The following is a 21,756-nucleotide window of genomic DNA, read 5'->3' on the forward strand; positions in this document are numbered from 1 at the left end:
AAGGAGAGACAGCATGAAGATAAAGATGTGCGGAATCACGACCCCGGCCGATGTGGCCGCGGTGAATGAAGTGAGACCTGATTATATAGGTATGGTGATGTATTTTCCAAAGTCAAAGAGAAATATCAGTGCGGAGACTGCGCGCAGGTTGCTTGAAGAACTGAGGAAAGATGTGAAGAAGGTTGCAGTGGTGGTATCCCCGGATGCGGAGCAGATAGCGGAGATAGGTGAGCTGGGATTTGATGTGATACAGATTCATGGACAGACCAGCGATGAGCTTATAGGGAGTGCGCATTTGCCAGTGTGGAAGGCGTTCAATGTGAAGGATATGGATATGTACCTACATTATCAAAGCCTTTCGAATATTGCAGGTTATGTGTTCGATGCCGGTGAACCTGGAAGTGGCAAGACATTTGACTGGAATAGTTTGAATGAAATAGAGCGTGATGGAAGGCTGTTTGTGCTTGCCGGAGGTCTCACGCCGGACAATGTGCGGCGGGCGATAGAGCAGGTACATCCCGACGTAGTAGATGTGTCATCTGGCATAGAGTACGATGTGGTAGGTGACGTTCAAAAACCGGGCAAGGATCCGGAGAAGATGCGCCAGATGAAGAGGAATATCGCTGCTTGGTAGATTTGTATCTGAATACTTATACAAGCGGAAAAAAGGACAAAGTTTGGAGACTTTGTCCTTTTTCATGAGATAAACTTAATTTAGCGATAATTTTGTATCTATTTCACTTGCATGGTAAATCCAAATTCCCACTCATCCTCGTCAAATCTGTATTTCTCATCAAGCTCGGGGCCGCAGCTGTTGGAGCCGATTCCGTTCTGGCGATAGTCTATGCACAGGACGGATTTGCCGCTCTCCGGCAGCTCGTAGTTGTGGGCTGCATTGGTCAGTTCCTCTGCGGTGTAAGGCGAAGCGTTCATTGAAAATGGCACAGCGGATGTCACGGTTATGCTGTGGGCTGTTGTAGCTGCGATCGTTTCGGCTGTCTGCGCATTGCAAATGCTCTGATATGATGAACCGTTGACAAAGTTATTTTTGTCGGAGCTATTCCTGTCAGACTCGTCGCTTGCTCCAGTGGCACTGACCTGAACAAGGCTACAGTCAAAGTGGCTTCCATTTTCCTGTGGCATGATATAGTCCTCGTGCATCTCGTCAATGGATGCAGAAAATGAGCCATGCCAGCTTGCATGGTGCTTGTCTGCGTAGCTTTCATATGGACCCATACCGATATAATTTACATTTCGCATATCTTCTCTCAAAATCATCCTCACGCCAAATCTTGGGAGCGTAGGGAATTCAGCATTTTTCTTTACATGCATTTTTGATTTTATAGTTCCTTCAGGTGTTATTATCCATTCAGCGTTTATCCTCAGAACCGGCTGTACCGTCGGTGCAGAGAGGCTGGATGTACATGTAATCACAGCACATCCGTCTTTCACAATACAGCTTGTATCATAGGTCCGCTCAGATACCATATCATAGTGCGCTCTTAACCACTCGTTCTTTATATTTCTGTCATTGTCCGTAGGTGCGCGCCAGATTGTCTTATCGCATGGAGCAGCGAGAAATTCCTGACCGTCAATTGCTAAGCCTGTAAAGTTTCCTGTGTTCCTGTCAAATATATATTCAAAATTACTTCCGCTGACAACAAATTCTGTGTCGCTTTCCGATACATGAAGATGGGCAGAAGCTGTATCCTGAGTAGTCAGATATTGTTCCGCCAAATTCTGCGCCTTGTCCAAAAACGATGCTTTATCCAGGACCTTGTCTGCGTTCTGTTTTTGTGTGGCAAGTTCTATCTCGTCAAATCCCAACACATCACCTTCCTTGACAAATGCACTGTCACAAGCTGCCTTATATATCACACGGAGAAACATTCTGTGTGTAATAATATCTTTTGTGCAATCGGCGACATCTGAACATTCAACAACACTTGAATAATCGGTAACATCTGAGCTGCCAGAAATGTCAGCATGACTTGCTGCATATAAGTCTGACAATGATTTCTGTATATTTGTAGTAGGGCTCAGGCTGACAGTTCCATCGCCGTGAGGTGCCACGGAAGGAACATCAATATTCCCGGATGTAACCACCTGTCCATCACAAGTGACTTCATAGCTCATAGTGAGGTAATCTCTGATATCGGTGAAATCCATGTAGTTGTGCAGCGTCAGAATTCCATTTGCCCCATCATAGCCGGTGATCCTGGCCGGACGGTGGATATTCTTGAATTCAAGCAGCCCGGTGTGTGGTCTGCGGTCAGGATAGACCAGGCCGTCCATACAGAAATTGCCATCGTGGATAGTCTCGCCGTTGTCGCCTCCGTAGGCGTACATAGCCTTGCCGTTTGCCGCTTTGCCCTTGTATATGGCGTGATCGCACCACTCCCACACAAAACCGCCACAGGTGGTTTCGTGGCTGTCGAAGAACTGGAAATAGTCCTCCAGATCTCCAGGGCCGTTGCCCATGGCATGGCAGTATTCGCACAGGATGTAAGGCTTGTCGCCATCACCATCTATATATTCAGCCATCTCGGATATGGATGGATACATTCTGCTGTAGAGATCCAGATTGCTGTAGTCATATTTTCTCTTACCGTCTGTATACTGTGCACTCTCGTAGTGGGTGAGACGGGAGCTGTCATAGGACTTGACCCATGCCAGAGCCTCCTCAAATGTCACGCCGTAAGCACTCTCATTTCCCATGGACCAGATGACTACGCTGGCACGGTTCTTGTCCCTGATGACGCAGCGCCTGATGCGGTCAAGAATGGATTCACAGAATTCAGGATTGTTGGCGATCGGCTCATTCCACCTTGCTGCCTTGTTATCCCAATTATTATCAGAATAGAACAATTCACTTGGACCATGTGCCTCTATGTCAGCCTCGTCTATCACATAGAATCCATATTCGTCGCAGAGCTCATAGAAATAAGGAACATTTGGATAATGGCTTGTCCTTATGGCGTTGACATTGTGCCGCTTCATGAGAGACATATCCCTGATGATCTGTTCTCTGCTGATCGTAAAACCGGTCACAGGGTCGGAATCATGTCTGTTCACTCCATGGAACTTGATCGGCATGCCGTTGATGTACACGATCTTATTCTCTATCGTTATCTCCCTGATTCCTATCCTGTCAGTGATGACCTCACCGGCGCATCTTATGATGACAGTGTAGAGATATGGCTTTTCTGCATTCCACAGCACAGGGGAGTCGATCGACAAAGTGATGCTGCTGGAGCTGGCTGCGGTTTTGCTTTCGTCTGCATTGGTATTGGCATCGCTCTGAGCGGAAATTTCACATTTTACACAGCCTGATGAACATATGCTGCCATCGGCGTCCAGAATGGTAACTTCAATATCAAAATTTGAATCAGCGCCTTTATCAACCACTGTTTCTGGTTTTGATGAAAAACGGTCTTCAACGCAGGAATATTCTGTAAATGCTGTGAAGTCTATGGTTACATCTGCCTTAGCTGGATCCGTTATATCGTCACAGCTGGTCTTTATGAAATAGTCATATACAGCACCCTCAGAGCGTTTCAGGATATATACATCCCTGAAAATACCGCTCATGCGGAACTTATCCTGATCCTCAAGATAGCTTCCGTCGCACCATTTGAGAACCAGCACGCAGAGCCTGTTGGAGCCGTTTCTTATGAATTCGGTTATGTCAAATTCACTGGTTGAGTGGGACACCTGGCTGTAGCCAACATACCTGCCGTTGAGCCATACATAGAAACAGGAATCTATACCCTCAAAGTTCAAGTGCGCGAGTGGTGCGTCCTCGTTCTGATCGTAGATAAAGTCTGTCTCATATGCACCACAAGGGTTGTCCTTTGGAACATAAGGTGGGTCAAATGCAAATGGATACCTGACATTGGTGTACTGGTGATAGTCGTATCCGTGCATCTGCCATACTGATGGAACCGGGATATCATCAAAGCCAGACACATCATAGCCCTCACTGTAGAATTCGTCCTGAAGCTTGTAAATGCTGTCGTAATATCTGAATTTCCAGACTCCGTTAAGGCTCTGAAGTCTGTCGGAATTCTCTCTGGCAGCTATAGGACTGTCAAATGCTGTGGATGCCGGAATGTAGTAGTTTCTGAGCGGCATGGTGCCTTCATGCAAAATATGCAGATTTTCGTAGTAGCGTGGAATAATCATAACAAGACCTCCTGTATTTAAAATAATATATAAAATGTTGAATATTCGTTGTTTGATGATTATATTATAAGGTAAACAGGCGAGCGTAGTCCATGCACATAATAAGACAAAACATGCACATTCTGGTTTTATAAGGCGGATACGCCGCACCCTGCAAGTCCGCTTGCAGGGTGAAGTCTCTGAACAGACAAAAGAAAAAGTATAAAGCATACAGGATGTGCCTGCACACGCTTCAAAATAGTGTAAAAATAGTGAAATAATAGTGTAATTTGCCATATAGAAAGGAGCCACACATGTATACAAACTCAGCATATCTTCACAACTCACTGCTCGACATAGTGGACAAGAGCAGACCGCTCATAGTCACAAGCTGCGGAACTTACAAGCTGTATACGCAGAAGGAGTTTACAACCTACAGACCAAAAGGGCGAAAAGATTATCAGCTAATATACGTGGCGGCGGGTAAAGCACATTTTGAGATAGACGGAAAGGATATGATTGCCTGCCCCGGAAATATGGTTATCTACAGACCAAGACAGATGCAGAGGTATGTGTATTACGGGGACGAACACACGGAAGTATTCTGGGTGCATTTCACCGGGGGAGAGGTGAAGCAGATATTCAGACGATATGGGATAGATGATGATGTGAATATATTTTATGGTGGAGACCATGCGGAGTATAGAACCCTGTTCAAACAGATGATACAGGAACTGCAGCTCTGCCGGGATGACTACGAGGAGATGCTGGAATATATATTCAGACAGATACTTATCTCAGTTCACAGGCAGCAGGGACAGGATGATTCCAAAAATGTGTCAGCCATGGCGGAGGAGATGGACCGCGCAGCGGGATATTTCGGAGAGCATTACAACGAGGAGATAGTTGTTGAGGATTATGCAAATGAGCATAACATGAGCGTTAGCTGGTTTATACGGAATTTCAGGCAGCGCATCGGCACCACGCCCACACAGTACATCATGGCGAAGCGAGTAGCCAATGCCCAGATGCTTCTCGAGAGCTCTGATTATAACATGACAGAGATCGCCAAGATTGTTGGATACGACAACCCCCTCTACTTCAGCAGGGTGTTCAAGAAAGAAAAGGGGATGTCACCGATGGAGTACAGGAAGTCGATCAGGCGGTGATAAATAGCTGGAAAAAATTTATCATTAAGTGTATATATAATATAGAAGAAACTGCTGTGTGTGCGACGGGCAGTTACATATTAAATGAGATATAAAATGATTGTTGATTGGAGGAACTGAATATGAAGGTTTTAATGTTGAATGGAAGCGCGAAGCCGCAGGGCAATACATACCGTGCACTTTACGAGGTAGGCGAGCAGCTCAAGAAAGAGGGAATAGGCTATGAGATATTCCAGATCGGAGCAGCTCCACTGAGAGACTGCATAGGCTGTGGACAGTGTACGGAAAAAGGCTGTGTGTTTGATGACGATAAGGTAAATGAGTTCGTTGCCAAGGCCAAGGAAGCAGACGGACTGGTATTTGGAACACCTGTATACTATGCTCATCCAAGCGGACGTGTGCAGTCATTCCTTGACAGAGTATTCTACAGCAGCGGCCGTGCATTTGCATTCAAGCCGGGTGCATCTGTGGCAGTTGCAAGACGTGGCGGAACATCAGCATCATTCGATGTGATGAATAAATACTTTGGAATATCACAGATGCCGGTGGCTGGCTCTACATACTGGAATCTTGTACACGGACGCGTGCCTGGAGAGGCTGAGCTGGATGCGGAGGGTATGCAGACCATGAGGAATCTTGCTAAGAACCTTGCATGGATGCTCAAATGCTTTGAAGCCGGCAAGGCAGCAGGTGTTGCACTCCCTGACACGGAGAGAGGCAACCAGACGAACTTTATAAGATAAATTAGTAAAGATTATAATATCGTGAAGCAAATGACAAAGATTGAGTTTAACCTAAATCAGAACATAGTGTTAATGGTAGAAAGAGAGATTACATATGTAATCTCTTGAACTATAGTCAAGGTATGGAAATGGTAAGTATTCAAAGTTGGGATGGTGTTCATGTTTCTGGTGAAAAAGGATATATGATTTTAGGCCTTTGAGGATGAGACCTTATTTTAGAGAACAAAATAGGATTCCATTTTATTGCAGTTTGAGGGTGGAGGCTTTTGCATAGATATTCCAGTAGCTTTAATTCTAAAATGTCAGTGAATGTAGTTGATGTTAAGAATATGAGAACGGGAAAGGTGTATACATTTTTGGTGGTCCACGATGGCTGGAGTACCACAACAAGATACATAGCAATGAAAAATACTGGTGCGAGCTATGTCGCGTGTCAAACATCGATAAAGGTTCCGTCAAAAAAGAAGTAGAGGAGAAGAAAATATGAATATGGCAATTGTTGTGGCTGCCATCGGAGTTGTGGCAGTCCTTGTATCAATAGTTGGTATAGCGACTAAAAAGATGCCTTTGGTGATTACGGCAATGGCATTATTAGGTATTTGCATAATAGTTACGGGGGTAGAATTGTATAATGCACAAATGTGGCAGGAAATAGCTGTTGGGGCATTTGCTGTAGGGGGATTGTGCGTATGTGCATCTATTATTATGATGATAATTAGGTGGAAAAGAAAGTAGGAATTTGTAATAATGTCTGGTGCCTTTGCCACTGGAGATAATTTTAAAAATCATCATCTGTATCAATATAATCCGGCCTGTTGTTGTTCATGGTCTCCTGACTGGAGAGCGTTCTCTGGCGCTTTTCCTGGCGGTAGGCATTGGGCGACATGCCGGTGGTCTTGCGGAAGATCTTGTGAAATGCCTCAGCGGACTGGTAGCCGCATGAAAATGCAATACTTTCTATAGAAAGCTCAGATATGGTAAGCATATGCTGGGCTTTTGTTATGCGGAAATTCTGCAGGTATTTCACAGGACTCATCCCGGTGTACTGCTTGAACAGGTCGGAGAAATAGCTTCTGTTGATTCCAACGTAGTCGGACAGCTCCTCCACCTTCATCGGCATACTGTAGTGGTTCTGGATATATGAAATTGCGTGGTTCACATATGCATTTCCCGACGGAGCCTCCAGCTTATCCTTCTGTGCATTTGCAATTACTGAAAGTGCGAGATAGAGCATACCCATAAGTCTGTAGTGGTCTGCGTGATCCGAGGTGTTGTGGGCAAGCATATCAAACACGTACTTTTTCAGTTTATCGCCATCCTCGCAGGTGAAAATAGGTTGGTTCTGTGTCAAGCCAATACTGCTCAGCGTGTCCTGAGCACATCTGCCAGAGAATCCGAACCATACGTAACGCCACGGATGGTGCTCGTCTGATATATATGTCGCTGGGGTGTCCGGTTCAATGAGGAACCCCTGCCCTTTTTTCAAATGATAATGTGCCCCTTTCACATAAAAGTCGCCCTCTCCCTCCAGCACGAAATGTATGAGGTAGAAGGTCTTGACCGCAGGCCCTGCCTTGTGGAGCGGCTCGGTTATTGAGTGACCGAACACATTCAGGTAGAGATCTGTGTCATTTTCCTGGGGAAATTCCATAACAATCTTATTTTCCATTTTGTATACTCCGTAGTTATTTTATATCCGAGTATACCACATTTACGAGAAAAAACAATCTAACAAATGGACATATATTTGCAACGCTATGCCATGTTCAAAATCTGTATATTGTTATAGAATTATATTCACAAAGCAAGAAGCGCAACGGCGTAGCGCAGAAAATGTGCGCAATATGGACAACAAAATAACGGACATTAAGAAAAAATATAAAAAGATGGAGAAAGGTGGAGTTACAGACAATGAAGAAAATCGCAGAATTAAAGGAAATTATCGCAGGTGGAGAGTTTGACGAGAAGCTTGCACAGATCTATCTCGACAAGGATATGATCCCATACAACAGGGAAAGATATGTAAAAGCTCTTGATAAATTTACAGAGTTATTCGGAGATCAGGAGGTTGCTATCTACAGCGCTCCCGGAAGAAGCGAGGTGTGTGGAAACCATACAGACCATCAGAACGGACATGTACTTGCTACATCGATCAACCTTGATGCCATAGCAATTGTGGCACCTAGAGAGGACGGCGTGATCGAGCTTGTGTCAGACGATATGCCTAAGGAAGTTATCAATGTAAATGATATCGAGCAGGATCCTGCACTTGAGGGAACAACAACAGCGCTTATCAAGGGTGTTGTTGCAGGAATCAGAGACTACGGATTCAAGGTAGGCGGTTTCACAGCATTTGTCACAAGCGATGTGCTCATGGGAGCAGGAATGTCATCATCAGCAGCATTTGAGAGCCTTATAGGAACTATCCTTTCAGGCCTCTACAATGAGATGAAGGTATCATCTGTAGATGTGGCAAAGATCGGACAGTATGCAGAGAATGTATATTTCGGCAAGCCATGCGGACTGATGGATCAGATGGCATGTGCAGTCGGAGGACTTATATATATCGACTTCTTCGACAAGGCTAATCCTGTCATCAAGCAGGTTCCGGTTGACTTTGAGGCTCATCAGTACAGCCTGTGTATCGTTGACACAAAGGGTTCACATGCAGACCTCACAGACGACTACGCAGCAATCCCTGCAGAGATGAAGCAGGTTGCAAATTACTTCGGTGAGGAATTACTCAGCAGAGTTTCAGAGGAGGACTTCATCAGCAAGGTTGGTGAGATGAGAGCAAGCGGCAAGGTGAGCGACAGAGCAGTCCTTCGTGCGCTTCACTTCTACACAGAGCAGGATAGAGTTGCAGAGGGCGTTGCAGCGCTTGAGAATCAGGAATTTGATCATTTCCTTGAGGTTATAAAGAGAAGTGGAGATTCATCCTTTAAGCTTCTTCAGAATATATACAGCGCAAAGGATCCGCTCACACAGAACGTATCAATAGCACTTGGATTCTCAGAGAAGTTCATCGGCGAGGATGGTGTGTGCAGAGTACACGGCGGCGGATTTGCCGGAACAATCCAGGCATTTGTCAAGAACGCGGCTGTTGCTGAGTACAAGAAGAACATAGAGTCGATCTTCGGAGAGGGCGCATGCCACGTTCTCAAGGTGAGACCTTACGGCGGAATCAAGGTAGTTGAATAGATATTTGCGAAACATAATTGCAATGTAGTGTCTGAGGCGCTTTAACATACCAATCAAGGGTCGCTTTCGCTTATTTCTGTCTGCAGCGTATGTAACAGCTGGCTTGCCAGCTGTTGCGGGTAATAGTCAATGCAGATTTCTTAGCATTGACTATTACCTAAGGACCGGCGGCCTCGTATTCCCCTGATTTGGTAATGTTAAATTACCTCAAACATAATACAGGTTTATGGGTTTCGCAAATATCTGTGCGAGAAAAATATAAGGATATGTAGAAAGAAGGGTTACAATCATGATAGATACAAATATCAAGCAGCTTGTTGAGTACGGAATTGCAAATGAGCTGATAGAGGAAGAGGACAGAATATACACGACCAACACCATCCTTGAGATGCTGAAGAAGGACAGCTACGAGGAGCCGGGTGAGGTGCCAGCTATAGATACACCGGAAAAACTTGAGGAGTGTCTCAAGGAGATTCTGGATTACGCAGTTGAGAATGGACTTATCGCAGAGGATTCGGTTGTCCTCAGAGATCTGTTCGACACCAAGATCATGAATGCGTTGGTTCCAAAGCCAAGCCAGATCATAAAGACATTCAGAGAGAAGTACGCAAAGTCCCCAGAGGAGGCGACAGACTTCTACTACAAGCTCAGCAGAGCTACAGATTACATCAGAACATACAGAGTTGCAAGGGATATCAAGTGGGTAAAGCCTACAGAGTATGGTGATATCGACATCACCATCAACCTTTCAAAGCCCGAGAAGGATCCGAAGATGATCGCCCTTGCCAAGACCATGTCACAGTCATCATATCCAAAGTGTCAGCTTTGCATGGAGAACGAGGGATATGCCGGAAGGATCAACCATCCTGCAAGGGAGAATCACAGGATCATCCCTATAGAGGTAAATGGCAGCAAGTGGGGCTTCCAGTATTCTCCTTATGTATATTACAATGAGCACTGTATCGTGTTTAACGGACAGCACATCCCAATGAAGATAGAGAAGGCGACATTCCAGAAGCTCTTCTCATTTGTGGGTCAGTTCCCTCATTACTTTCTGGGATCAAATGCAGACCTTCCTATAGTAGGTGGTTCAATCCTCACACACGATCACTTCCAGGGCGGACGTTATACATTTGCCATGACAAAGGCACCTGTTGAGACAAAGGTTACATTTGCAGGATATGAGGATGTCGAGGCAGGAATCGTGAAGTGGCCTATGTCAGTCATAAGACTTGATGGGGAGAATCCGGACAGGATCATAGATCTTGCAGACAAGATCCTCGGTGCATGGAGAGGTTACACAGATGAGGATGCGTACATATTCGCTGAGACAGACGGTGAGCCACACAACACCATCACTCCTATCGCAAGGATGAGAGATGGCAAGTACGAGATGGACTTAGTCCTTCGTAACAACATCACCACAGAGGAGCATCCACTTGGTCTCTATCATCCATGGGAGCAGTATCACAACATCAAGAAGGAGAACATCGGACTCATCGAGGTTATGGGACTTGCGGTGCTTCCTGCAAGACTCAAGGGCGAGATGGAAGAGCTTGCAGAGGTTCTTGTGGCAGGTGGAGACATCAAGGCCCACGAGAATATAGCAAAGCATTACGACTGGGTACAGACTTTCATTGGAAAGTACGATATAAATGCGGATAACGTACACAAGATACTTCAGGATGAGATCGGCGATGTATTCGCAAAGATCCTTGAGTGTGCAGGCGTTTACAAGAGAGATGAGGCCGGAAAGGCTGCATTCCTCAAGTTCGTAGATTATGTGAATGCACAGTAATATAGTGTGCACTAAAAATGCAATAATATATGTGTATCTGTGACAGACGTATTCCATAACTAATATTTATTAATGCCACATTTTATTGTGCATAACAGGATGTAGTGGTATAGTGTTGGAGAAAACGTCATTGCAAAATAAAAATGTTTATAAACTGGTGATCGACATTTGCGCAAGACATGAACAGTGCCCCCAAAAGCACAGGTGTCCGGCAGATGGTTATGAGTCACAGTATCATAAAGGAGGAAAAACATTATGAAAATTTTGGTAACAGGCGGAGCAGGTTATATAGGAAGTCATACATGTGTTGAGCTGCTTAATGCAGGCTACGAGGTAGTAATTCTCGACAACCTTTACAATGCCAGCGAGAAGGCAGTCGACAGAATCAAGGAGATAACAGGAAAGGATCTCACATTCTACAAGGCAGATATCCTTGACAAGGAAGCTATGGACAAGATATTTGCAGATGAGAAGCCTGACTGTGTAATACATTTTGCAGGACTCAAGGCAGTTGGTGAATCAGTTGTAAAGCCACTTGAGTACTATCAGAACAACATCACAGGAACCCTCAACCTGTGCGAGGTTATGAGAAAGAACGGATGCAAGAACATCATCTTCTCATCATCAGCTACAGTATACGGCAATCCTGCATTTATCCCTATCACGGAGGAGTGCCCAAAGGGAACACCTACGAACCCATATGGCTGGACAAAGTGGATGATCGAGCAGATCCTCACAGACCTCCACACAGCAGATCCAGAGTGGAATGTAATTCTTCTCCGTTACTTCAACCCAATCGGAGCTCATAAGAGCGGACTTATCGGAGAGGATCCAAAGGGTATTCCTAACAACCTTCTTCCATATGTTGCACAGGTTGCAATTGGAAAGCTTCAGAGCGTTGGAGTGTTTGGCAATGATTACGACACACCGGATGGAACAGGTGTGAGAGATTACATCCATGTAGTAGACCTTGCAGTTGGCCATGTAAAGGCTATCAACAAGATCAAGGAGAATCCTGGAGTTAAGGTATACAACCTTGGAACAGGCAATGGCTACAGCGTCCTCGATGTTATCAAGGCATTCAGCAAGGCATGTGGACATGACGTTCCATATGTGATCAAGGACAGACGTCCTGGTGACATCGCAACATGCTACTCAGACGCTTCACTTGCCAAGAAGGAGCTTGGCTGGGAGGCTCAGTACGGAATCGACGAGATGTGTGCTGACTCATGGAAGTGGCAGTCGATGAATCCAAATGGATATAATGACTAATTCCAAAATATAAATAACATAAAGTGACAGGGCACCGACAAATACTATATACAATCAGATGTAGATTTGCCGGTGCTCTTTTCTGCGTATTGACTTTTTAAAAGAGACGTTGTATAAGTAAGTAAACTACGCTTTCTGCGGTCTTTGTTAATTATGCCCTTTTTTAGGGCTTTATCAGATAGAAATGGGTGTTTGACATATGAGACTAGAAATACTGCTTTCGTGTATGAACCTTCAGGATGAGGATATCATAACGAAATCCCATATAGAGTCCGACACGATCATAGTCAACCAGTGTGGATATGATGGGTACAATGAATATGACAGGAACGGACATAAGACAAGAATTTTTTCGGTGAATGACAAGGGTCTTACCAAGAGCAGGAACTATGCTATAAAGCATTCCGAGGCGGATGTGTGTCTGCTGTGTGATGACGATGAGGTGTTCAGCAGGAATTACGAAGAAGGGATACTGACTGCGTACAGAGATCTGCCAGAGGCGGATGTCATCATATTCAACATAGGCAACAGACCTGCCCATTGGGGCGACATGCCTAAGAAGCTTGGATATCTGGATCTCATGCATGTGGCATCCTGGCAGATATCATTCAAGAGAGAGAGCATAGTCAATAATAATGTATATTTTGATGAGCGCATGGGTGCAGGCTCGGGCAACGGAGCAGAAGAGGAATTCAGATTCCTCACGGATTGCAGGAAGAACGGACTTGCAATATATTATGTACCATTTGTCATAGCGGATGTTGCGCAGACAAAGTCAACCTGGTTTAAGGGGTATAACGAAGAATTTTTCATAAACAGAGGTAATACGACAAGATACATCATGGGTTATGTACCGGCGGTATTATACGCAGCGTATTACAGCATAAGGAAGAGACATCAGTTTGACAGTGATATATCATGGTTTAAGGCCTTCAGACTTATTATGAAGGGAATACATGAGAACAGGTTAGGGAAGAAGAAATGAGTGAAAAAATATTAAGTGTGATAATTCCGTCCTACAACAGCAAGCCATATCTTGACAAATGTCTTGGATCACTTGTTGTTCCGGAGCTTATGGACAAAATAGACGTGATAGTGGTAAACGATGGTTCGACAGACGGCAGTGAGAGTATATGTGAGGAGTACATTGAGAAGTATCCTGACAGCTATTCACTTATTAATAAGGAGAACGGAGGGCATGGCTCAGCGATAAATGCCGGAGCTGAGAAGGCCAGGGGCAGATACATGAAGGTGCTTGACGCCGACGACTGGTTTCTCACAGAGAGTATTCCTGAGTTTATAGGAAAGCTCGAGAATGCCAGTGCGGATGTTGTTCTGACATGTCACCACACCATCAATATAACAACAGGGGAGATAAAGAACTGGAGATGTTTCCCTGATGAATTCGACAGAGAATATACTATGGAAGAGGTCATGTCAGACTGGAAAAAATTTGACAGAAGCCTCACATTCCATGGAATAACATACAGAACACAGTTTTACCGTGAGAATGGAGTCAGACTTGCAGAAAAAGTATTCTACGAGGATCACGAATATGCGACATATCCATGCTGCTTGGCAAAATCCATACTGCCACTCGATATGTTCGTGTACGAGTACAGGATCGGGGATGTGTCCCAGAGCGTATCCGCGCAGAATCAGCTCAAGAGGATCGACCACACCAAGATGGTCATAGTAAAGATGCTCAAGAACAGAGAGGACATCTCGGAGCAGTGGGCTCTTGAATACTGCGACAAGAAGATACATCTTCTTCTGCTGAGCTTCATGGTAACTTCCATGCTGTGCGATTCCGACAGAAAGAGAGGTGTTGCACGGGTAGATCAGCTTATGAGTTATATAGTCAAGAGAGACAGACACGTCGTTGATATGACATTGAAGCATTATAAGATACTTAAGCTTCTGAATGCTGCGCATGTGGGTCTGGAAGGCTACAACAAAATGCTTAATTCAAAGCTTTACAACAAGGTAAGGCACAATAAGAGTTTTGAATAGATTTACTATGGAGGATTAACGAAAAATGAAAGTAAAAAGCGGAAGCTTTTTAGAAGTTTTTAATTATAAAGATCTTTTAAATCAGCTTGTTTCAAGAGATATAAAGTTAAAGTATAGAAGAAGTTTTCTTGGATATGTGTGGAGTATCCTGAACCCATTGCTCATCATGATCGTAATGGTTATCGTATTCTCCAAGATGTTCAACAGATCGATACCACACTTCCCTGTGTACCTTTTTGCAGGACGTATACTGTACGAATTTGTAATAGGTGCATGTGGTAAGGCACTTGGAAGTATAACAGATAATTCGTCACTGCTTAAGAAAACGTATGTGTCAAAGTTTATGTTCCCGCTGGCAAAGATCACAAGCTCACTTGTTGACTGCCTGTTTTCACTGGGAGCGTTTCTTATCGTTATCATATTCACACGTTCACCATTTTACTGGACGATGCTGTTGTTCCCGTTCATATTCCTTCAGGCCTATATATTTGCCTGCGGATTGGGCTTTTTTCTTGCACAGCTCCATGTATTCTTCAGAGATACAAGATATATATGGAATGCGGTCACCACAGCGTGGATGTACTGTTCAGCGATATTCTATCCTATAGATATGCTGCCAGACTGGTTGAAGTTACTTGTGAATTACTTCAACCCACTGTATGTATATATCAAGCAGTTTAGATGCATAGCGCATCAGGGAGTGATGCCTGATCTCACTACTATCGGTCTCGGATTCCTCTATGCATTCTTTTTCTTTGGACTGGGAGTGCTGTGTTTCAAGAAGAATCAGGACAAGTTCATTCTGTATATTTAGGAGGTGTGGCAGTTGGCTAACGTAGAAGAGAAAAAGAACGAACTTGATGATAAGAAGATTTTCACCTCAAATGCACAGCGTACAACAACTGTGGCAAAGGGTGAGACCATTATAGAGCTCAAGGATGTGACCATAAGATTCAACAAGAACAATCTGAAGGTGGACAATCTGAAAGAGTATTTTATAAGACTTGTGACAAAACAGTTGATGTTCCAGGAGTTCATAGCGTTAAAGGACATCAATCTTGATATAAAGAAGGGCGAGGCGTGGGGTTTCGTTGGAACCAATGGTGCCGGAAAATCCACCCTGCTCAAGGTAGTCAGCAGAATATTGAAGCCTGCCAGCGGTACTGTTAAGGTATCGGGAACTGTGGCAGCCCTCATAGAGCTTGGAGCCGGAATCGATCCACAGCTCACGGCTCGTGAGAATATATTTCTCAACGGAACTCTGCTGGGATATTCAAAGGCATTTATAGAGTCGAAGTTTGACGATATAGTTGAGTTTTCAGAGTTGCAGGATTTCCTTGACTCTCCGGTCAAGAACTTTTCTTCAGGTATGAAGACCAGACTTGCATTCTCCATAGCGACGGCGGTTGAGCCGGATATTCTCATTGCGGATGAGATACTTGCTGTAGGTGATATGCGATTCAAGAAGAAGTGTGCGGCCAAGATGACTGCCATGCTGGAGGATGGAACGACCCTGCTGTATGTATCCCACAACATAGCTGCTGTCAAGAAGCAGTGTAACAAGGCTATGTGGCTGGATCATGGAAATGTAGTTATGGTGGGAGATGCCGATACGGTATGCGATGCATTCAAGGCCGAGATGGATGCACCTGCACCGGCAAAGGTCCAGAGCAAGGACAAGAAATAACAAGAAATAACAAGAAATCAGGCAAGATGTTTGATATACAACACAGGAGGATTGGATAATGTTACAGAATGTGAAGTTGCAGAATGTGATGCTGCAGATGAATCTGGATGTGAACTTGATAGAGTATCCTGAATTCAGCGCCATTGGAAAGGGAGAGGAATCACCATTTATATACGACTCAGAGAAGAAATGCCATGTTGTAGAGAAGCTCACAAAGGTTAATTTCATGAGCTATTACAACTGCATTCAGGTAAAACGCTGGTCGGAGTATACAGGGGTAAAGAACTTCAAGCTTCACCTCACAATGAAGGGAAAGGCTACAATATCCGTATATGCAATATATTCAGCATCCGTTGCGGTTACCTACAATCCACTTGTATCACAGGTAGTTGAGAGTGATGAGGTTTCAGAGGTGGTTGTGAACATACCGGAGACAGATAAGGCTCTTGTAGGTTTCTATATGGATACCCTGGAAGATACAGAGATATACAGCGGATACTATTCTGCTGACATCGAGGAGGACAGAATAAGGGATGTAAATATCTCTCTTGTCACAACAACATTCAAGAAGCAGGAATATATCAAGCGTAATATAGACCTCATCAAGTCAAATGTACTCTATGATGGAAGTGACCTCAAGGGACACATGTTCGTACATGTCATTGACAATGACAGAGAACTCGATCCATCAGAGCTCGACAGTGAGGATCTCAAGGTTTATATGAATAACAACGTAGGTGGAGCCGGTGGTTTCACCCGTGGAATGATAGAGGCACTGGAGCTTCCAAAGAAGCCTACACATGTACTTCTCATGGATGATGATGTTATGGTCATGCCAGAGAGTTTGTTCAGAACATATTATCTGCTCAGACTCCTCAAGGACGAGTACAAGAAGTGCTTCCTGAGTGGAGCCATGTTCGATTACGATATACGCCAGAAGCAGTATGAGGACGTGGGATTTGTACACAAGGCAGACGGATCATACGGTCCGGTCAAGTCGGCTATGGATATGAGACTTCTCAAGAACATAGTTGCAAATGAGAACTACAGCTTCAATGTCGATGATGCATATGCAGGCTGGTGGTACTGCTGTATACCTGTGGAGCACATCGAGGACAGAGGATTACCACTTCCTGTATTTGTAAGAGGAGATGACGTGGAGTTCTCACTGAGAAACAAGCCGGGATTCATAGCATTAAATGGTATCTGTATATGGCATGTGGGATTTGCAGGCAAATTCAACGCTGCTATGGAGCTTTACCAGGTTCACAGAAACAGTTTTGTTATCCAGGCGGCAAGCGGAATATGTCAGGATGTGGATTTCCTTGCGAGAGTAAAGGGAATGTTCTGGAAGGATATAACCAGATTTGCATACAACAATGCTGAGCTGCTCATAGATTCCATTGAGGATTACCTCAAGGGACCAGAGTATATCATGCATCTTGACGGAGAGCAGAGCCTCAAGGAGCACAATGCTAAGAACGAGAAGCTTGTGCCGCTGGCAGAGCTTGGCTATGCAGGGGATCTTCCTACAGATCCATACAAGTATGAGAGTCTTAATCTGTTCCGCAAGGCAATGTATGTGCTCACGATAAACGGACATCTTCTTCCAAACTTCATGCTCAGAAGAACGCCGTATATCATCGCGTACGACTGGTTCTTTGTTCCGGGAAAGAATTACATGAAGAAGACTCTCGTTGCCGTGAACAAGAACGGTGGAACAGGAGTCAGAAGAACGATCAACAGAAAGCGTTGTTTTGCGCTTATAAAGAGATATAGAAAAGTATTGGCTAAATACAAGAAGACACATGTGGAAGTTGAGCAGGCTTACAGAAATGCATTTGACGAGATGAAGACAACTAAGTTCTGGAAGGAATATCTGCATATATAAAGTGATATGGAAGGAGTATCTTTAGGGTATGGCTACTATTAAAGGTATAAAAAACCGTTTGGCGGCTGCGGGAAGAGCACTGGGGGGAGATTACACCTCAGAGAAGAACGGTTCGAAGCCAAAGGATAAGCTCAAGGCGTCCCAGCGAGTAAATGCGGCGCAGAGGGCGATGAGCGGTGATTACGCTCTCAGAGACGGCAAAAAGCCTGTTGTAAAGGTCGAGCCTGCTGAGATCAGGATGAATAAGGTATTCACCACGAAGGAAAAAGCAGAGCCTGAGATCAAAGTGTTTGAGAAGCAGGAGAGTGCCAGACAGAGAGAAGAAGAGCGAGTAGAGTGGAGAAAGAAAGCGGTGAGACGCGACAGCGACAAGACAGTCGGATGCATACATCCTGATTACTGCTGTGGCTGCGGCGCGTGCTACAGTGTATGTCCGGTAAATGCTATAAGCATGAAGTATGATTCAGAGGGATTTCTTGCTCCTGTAGTGGATCGCAGCAAATGTACAAACTGCGGTCTGTGCAGAAAGATCTGTCCATCTATAAATCTTGAGTATAAGAACACTGTCGAGCCTGCATGCTATGCGGCATATGCAGACGATGAGATAAGGGCAAAGAGTTCGTCAGGTGGAATATTCACACTGCTGGCTGAGTATGCATTTGAGCAGGGTGGAGCTGTATGCGGAGCAGGATACACAGACGATTTCAAGGTTGAACACTTTATCATAGAGAGCCCGGATGATCTGGACAAGCTCAGAAAATCCAAGTATGTTCAGGCTGATGCATCGAAGGTGTATGCGGACGTTAAGAAGATACTCAAGGAAGGCAGAGTGGTAGTATTCTGCGGATGCGGATGTCAGGTCGCAGGACTTTACGCAACACTCAAGAATGTGGATATATCAAATCTCTACACAATAGATCTGATGTGCCACGGCGGCCCATCGCCAAAGCTGTTCGATGATTATCTGAACAAATACCACGGCAAGGATCAGGGCAAGGTTGCTGATGTTGGATTCAGAGACAAGGACTACTTCGGCTGGTCTACAGAGATGACTGTAAAGTACACTGACGGAACAGTTTATCACAGAACAAGGACACAGGATCCATATTACAGAGCATTCCTTCCTTGTATATCGACGAGAAAGTTCTGTGGACACTGCGCATATGCGAAGCTTCCGAGAACAGGTGATATAACACTTGCAGATTTCTGGGGAATCCAGAAGTACAACAGAGATTACACTGACGGCAAGGGAACATCCATTGTGTCAGTCAACAGTCCACAGGGTGAGAAGATATATGCAGCCATAGCGGACAAGCTGCTCCTGAACAAGGAGATTCCGCGTGATGATGTGCTTAAGACAGGACAGCCTTTTGACCACTGCTTCAAGAATCATCCTGCCAGACAGAGATATTTTGAGCAGATAAAGAATGGCTCATCCATGGAGAAGGCATACGATTATGCCATAAAGGACAAGTACGATGTAGGTATATATGGCGTGTGGTTCGGTGCAAACTACGGAAGTGTTGCTACCTATTACGCACTTCACGAGATCATCAGATCATTTGGTCTGTCAGTGCTCATGATAGACATGCCTGCAGCCAAGACCGGAGCCGGCAAGCCTGACACCCATGCGAGAAGATTTGCAAAGGCACATTACCATGAGAGCAAGAGATACACACTGAAGGATATGAGGGAGCTCAATTCCAAGGTCGATACATTCATCATGGGATCAGATCAGGTGTGGAACAGAGGTATAAGCAGAGGCTTCGGCTTCTCATTCTATTTCGATTTTGTTGAGCCGGATAAGAAGAAGATCGCATTCTCTGCATCATTTGGACATGACAGGGATTTCTGTAATGTACAGGACAGGGAGACGATATCTGAATACATGAGACAGTTTGATGGAATATCCATCAGAGAGACCAGTGGAGTTGAGATCTGTAAGGATGTGTATGGAATAGATGCGGTGAGAGTTCTCGATCCTGTATTTGTTGCAGAAAGAAAGGTATTCGATTCACTGGCAGACAAGGCAAAGAAGAAGCACGATGGCAAATATATGCTTGCATATATACTTGATCCAACTCCGGAGAAGAGAGCCGCAGTGGTTGAGGTTTCAGAGAAGCTCGGCCTTGAGGTAGTTGTTCTTCTGGACGGACGTCCAAAGGACCCGGTGAAGAACCGTCAGATCATGGATATGGACGACAAGATCGTCGACGACATAACAGTCGAGGACTGGCTGAACTATTTCAGGAATGCAGATTTCGTTCTCACTGATTCATGCCACGGAATAAGCTTCTCACTTGTATTTGAGACAAACTTTATCGGACTTGCAAACAGTGCAAGAGGAATGACAAGATTTGAATCCCTCGTGGATGTATTCCAGGTGAGAGATCATTACGTTCAGGATGCGGCAGACATTCTTGGAAATGATGAGCTGTTGAAGCCTGTGGATTACGACAATGTCAATAAGATACTTGTGTCAGAGAGGGAGAGATCCCTTGCATGGCTTAAGGAAGTATTGTTCAGACCTAAGGAGTTTGAGGGTTATAGAGCATATCCAATTATAGATAAGAGATTGGCGGAAGATAAGGAGGATTAAGTAACATGGCAAAGTATGATTACCTCATAGTAGGAGCCGGATTATTCGGCGCAGTATTTGCATACGAGGCAGGCAAGAGAGGCAAGAGCTGTCTGGTTATAGACAAGCGTCCACACATTGCCGGCAACATTTACACAGAGCAGGTGGAGGGTATAAACGTTCACAAGTATGGCGCACATATATTCCACACATCTGACAAGAAGATCTGGGAGTATGTAAACCAGTTTGCAGAGTTCAACAACTACATTAACTCACCTGTAGCTTCATACAAGGATGAGCTGTACAACCTTCCATTCAACATGAACACATTCAGCAAGATGTGGGGAATCAAGAAGCCTTCAGAGGCAAAGGCAATCATCGAGAAGCAGATCGCAGATCTGAACATTGGAGAGCCAAAGAACCTTGAGGAGCAGGCACTCAAGCTTGCCGGTACAGATGTGTATGAGAAGCTTGTCAAGGGATACACAGAGAAGCAGTGGGGAAGACCATGTACAGAGCTTCCTGCATTCATTATCAAGAGACTGCCTCTGAGATTCATATACGACAACAACTACTTCAATGACCGTTTCCAGGGAATCCCAATGGGCGGATACACACAGATCATTGAGAAGATGCTTGAGGGCGCTGAGGTCAAGACTGACACAGATTACTTCGATTTTATCAAGGAGAATCCTGACATCGCAGACAAGACTGTATACACAGGTATGATCGATGAGTTCTTCGGATTCCAGTACGGACCACTTGAGTACCGTTCAGTAAGATTCGAGACAGAGGTACTCGATGAGGAGAACTATCAGGGAAATGCTGTTGTGAACTACACACACAGAGATGTTCCATACACAAGAATAATTGAGCACAAGCACTTTGAGTTTGGAAAGCAGCCAAAGACAGTTATCAGCCGTGAGTATTCAGCAGAGTGGAAGCCGGGCGTAGAGCCGTACTACCCTGTAAACAACGACAAGAACAATGCGCTTTACGAGAAGTACAAGGAGCTTGCAGAGACACGCAAGGATGTAATATTCGGCGGAAGACTTGGACAGTACAAGTATTATGATATGGACAAGGTAATCGCAGCAGCACTTGAGTGTGTTGAGGCAGAGTTCTGATCGTGAGATAGAGCATATTATAAAGGGACGCATACCGGAATACAGATTTTCCGTATATGCGTCCTTTTTTGCGTGCCGGAAGCATGGGTGATACGGCAAAATAAAAAAGATAT

Annotated in this window: 16 protein-coding genes; 14 read left to right on the forward strand and 2 right to left on the reverse strand. The window is 44.7% G+C overall.

Annotated elements, in window-relative coordinates; genetic code table 11:
- The first annotated feature begins 13 nt into the window (after positions 1-13).
- Positions 14-634: a phosphoribosylanthranilate isomerase gene (locus DW159_RS08875; protein WP_117550128.1), complete on the forward strand. Its 621-nt coding sequence runs from the start codon at positions 14-16 to the stop codon at positions 632-634.
- Between the two features lie 98 nt (positions 635-732).
- Here the strand turns inward: DW159_RS08875 and DW159_RS08880 are convergent, their stop codons facing one another.
- Positions 733-4,185 carry a glycoside hydrolase family 2 TIM barrel-domain containing protein gene (locus tag DW159_RS08880; protein ID WP_117550130.1) on the reverse strand — a complete coding sequence of 1,151 codons (3,453 nt, stop codon included), beginning with the start codon at positions 4,183-4,185 and terminating at the stop codon, positions 733-735.
- Between the two features lie 293 nt (positions 4,186-4,478).
- On the opposite strand from DW159_RS08880, the gene DW159_RS08885 reads away from it, so the two are divergent.
- From DW159_RS08885 to DW159_RS08895, 3 genes are all read left to right on the forward strand, one after another.
- Positions 4,479-5,333 (forward strand): AraC family transcriptional regulator, encoded by an 855-nt coding sequence (locus DW159_RS08885; protein WP_117550132.1) that lies wholly within the window; start codon positions 4,479-4,481, stop codon positions 5,331-5,333.
- 122 nt (positions 5,334-5,455) lie between these two features.
- Positions 5,456-6,076: a flavodoxin family protein gene (locus DW159_RS08890; protein ID WP_117550134.1), complete on the forward strand. Its 621-nt coding sequence runs from the start codon at positions 5,456-5,458 to the stop codon at positions 6,074-6,076.
- Between the two features lie 483 nt (positions 6,077-6,559).
- Positions 6,560-6,811 carry a hypothetical protein gene (locus tag DW159_RS08895; RefSeq protein WP_055222234.1) on the forward strand — a complete coding sequence of 84 codons (252 nt, stop codon included), beginning with the start codon at positions 6,560-6,562 and terminating at the stop codon, positions 6,809-6,811.
- A 43-nt stretch (positions 6,812-6,854) separates the two neighbouring features.
- On the opposite strand, the gene DW159_RS08900 is transcribed toward DW159_RS08895, so the two are convergent.
- Complete coding sequence (locus tag DW159_RS08900; protein ID WP_117550135.1) at positions 6,855-7,745, reverse strand: AraC family transcriptional regulator; 891 nt, start codon at positions 7,743-7,745, stop codon at positions 6,855-6,857.
- A gap of 242 nt (positions 7,746-7,987) precedes the next feature.
- On the opposite strand from DW159_RS08900, the gene DW159_RS08905 reads away from it, so the two are divergent.
- From DW159_RS08905 to glf, 10 genes are all read left to right on the forward strand, one after another.
- Entirely contained in the window at positions 7,988-9,277 is a 1,290-nt protein-coding gene (locus DW159_RS08905; RefSeq protein WP_117550137.1) for a galactokinase, read from the forward strand.
- 289 nt (positions 9,278-9,566) lie between these two features.
- Complete coding sequence (gene galT, locus DW159_RS08910; protein ID WP_117550139.1) at positions 9,567-11,075, forward strand: UDP-glucose--hexose-1-phosphate uridylyltransferase; 1,509 nt, start codon at positions 9,567-9,569, stop codon at positions 11,073-11,075.
- Positions 11,076-11,330: 255 nt separating this feature from the next.
- On the forward strand, positions 11,331-12,347 hold the full coding sequence (gene galE / locus DW159_RS08915; protein WP_117550141.1) for a UDP-glucose 4-epimerase GalE: 1,017 nt from the start codon (positions 11,331-11,333) through the stop codon (positions 12,345-12,347).
- A 199-nt stretch (positions 12,348-12,546) separates the two neighbouring features.
- Entirely contained in the window at positions 12,547-13,332 is a 786-nt protein-coding gene (locus DW159_RS08920) for a glycosyltransferase family A protein (RefSeq protein WP_242859110.1), read from the forward strand.
- Positions 13,329-14,360, forward strand: coding sequence for a glycosyltransferase family 2 protein (locus tag DW159_RS08925; RefSeq protein ID WP_117550143.1), 1,032 nt, complete (start codon positions 13,329-13,331; stop codon positions 14,358-14,360). Before DW159_RS08920 ends, DW159_RS08925 begins: the two co-directional genes overlap by 4 nt.
- A 25-nt stretch (positions 14,361-14,385) precedes the next feature.
- Positions 14,386-15,174, forward strand: a complete 789-nt coding sequence (locus tag DW159_RS08930; protein WP_015534593.1) for an ABC transporter permease — start codon at positions 14,386-14,388, stop codon at positions 15,172-15,174.
- A 12-nt stretch (positions 15,175-15,186) separates the two neighbouring features.
- On the forward strand, positions 15,187-16,047 hold the full coding sequence (locus DW159_RS08935) for an ABC transporter ATP-binding protein (protein WP_330410609.1): 861 nt from the start codon (positions 15,187-15,189) through the stop codon (positions 16,045-16,047).
- Between the two features lie 58 nt (positions 16,048-16,105).
- Positions 16,106-17,938: a glycosyltransferase family 2 protein gene (locus tag DW159_RS08940; protein ID WP_015534594.1), complete on the forward strand. Its 1,833-nt coding sequence runs from the start codon at positions 16,106-16,108 to the stop codon at positions 17,936-17,938.
- Between the two features lie 28 nt (positions 17,939-17,966).
- Complete coding sequence (locus DW159_RS08945; protein ID WP_117550145.1) at positions 17,967-20,537, forward strand: polysaccharide pyruvyl transferase family protein; 2,571 nt, start codon at positions 17,967-17,969, stop codon at positions 20,535-20,537.
- A 5-nt stretch (positions 20,538-20,542) separates the two neighbouring features.
- Entirely contained in the window at positions 20,543-21,643 is a 1,101-nt protein-coding gene (gene glf / locus DW159_RS08950; protein ID WP_015534596.1) for a UDP-galactopyranose mutase, read from the forward strand.
- Positions 21,644-21,756 lie beyond the last annotated feature (113 nt).

It is taken from the genome of Coprococcus sp. AM14-16 (assembly GCF_003434675.1).
Taxonomy (GTDB): Bacteria; Bacillota; Clostridia; order Lachnospirales; family Lachnospiraceae; genus Coprococcus; species Coprococcus aceti.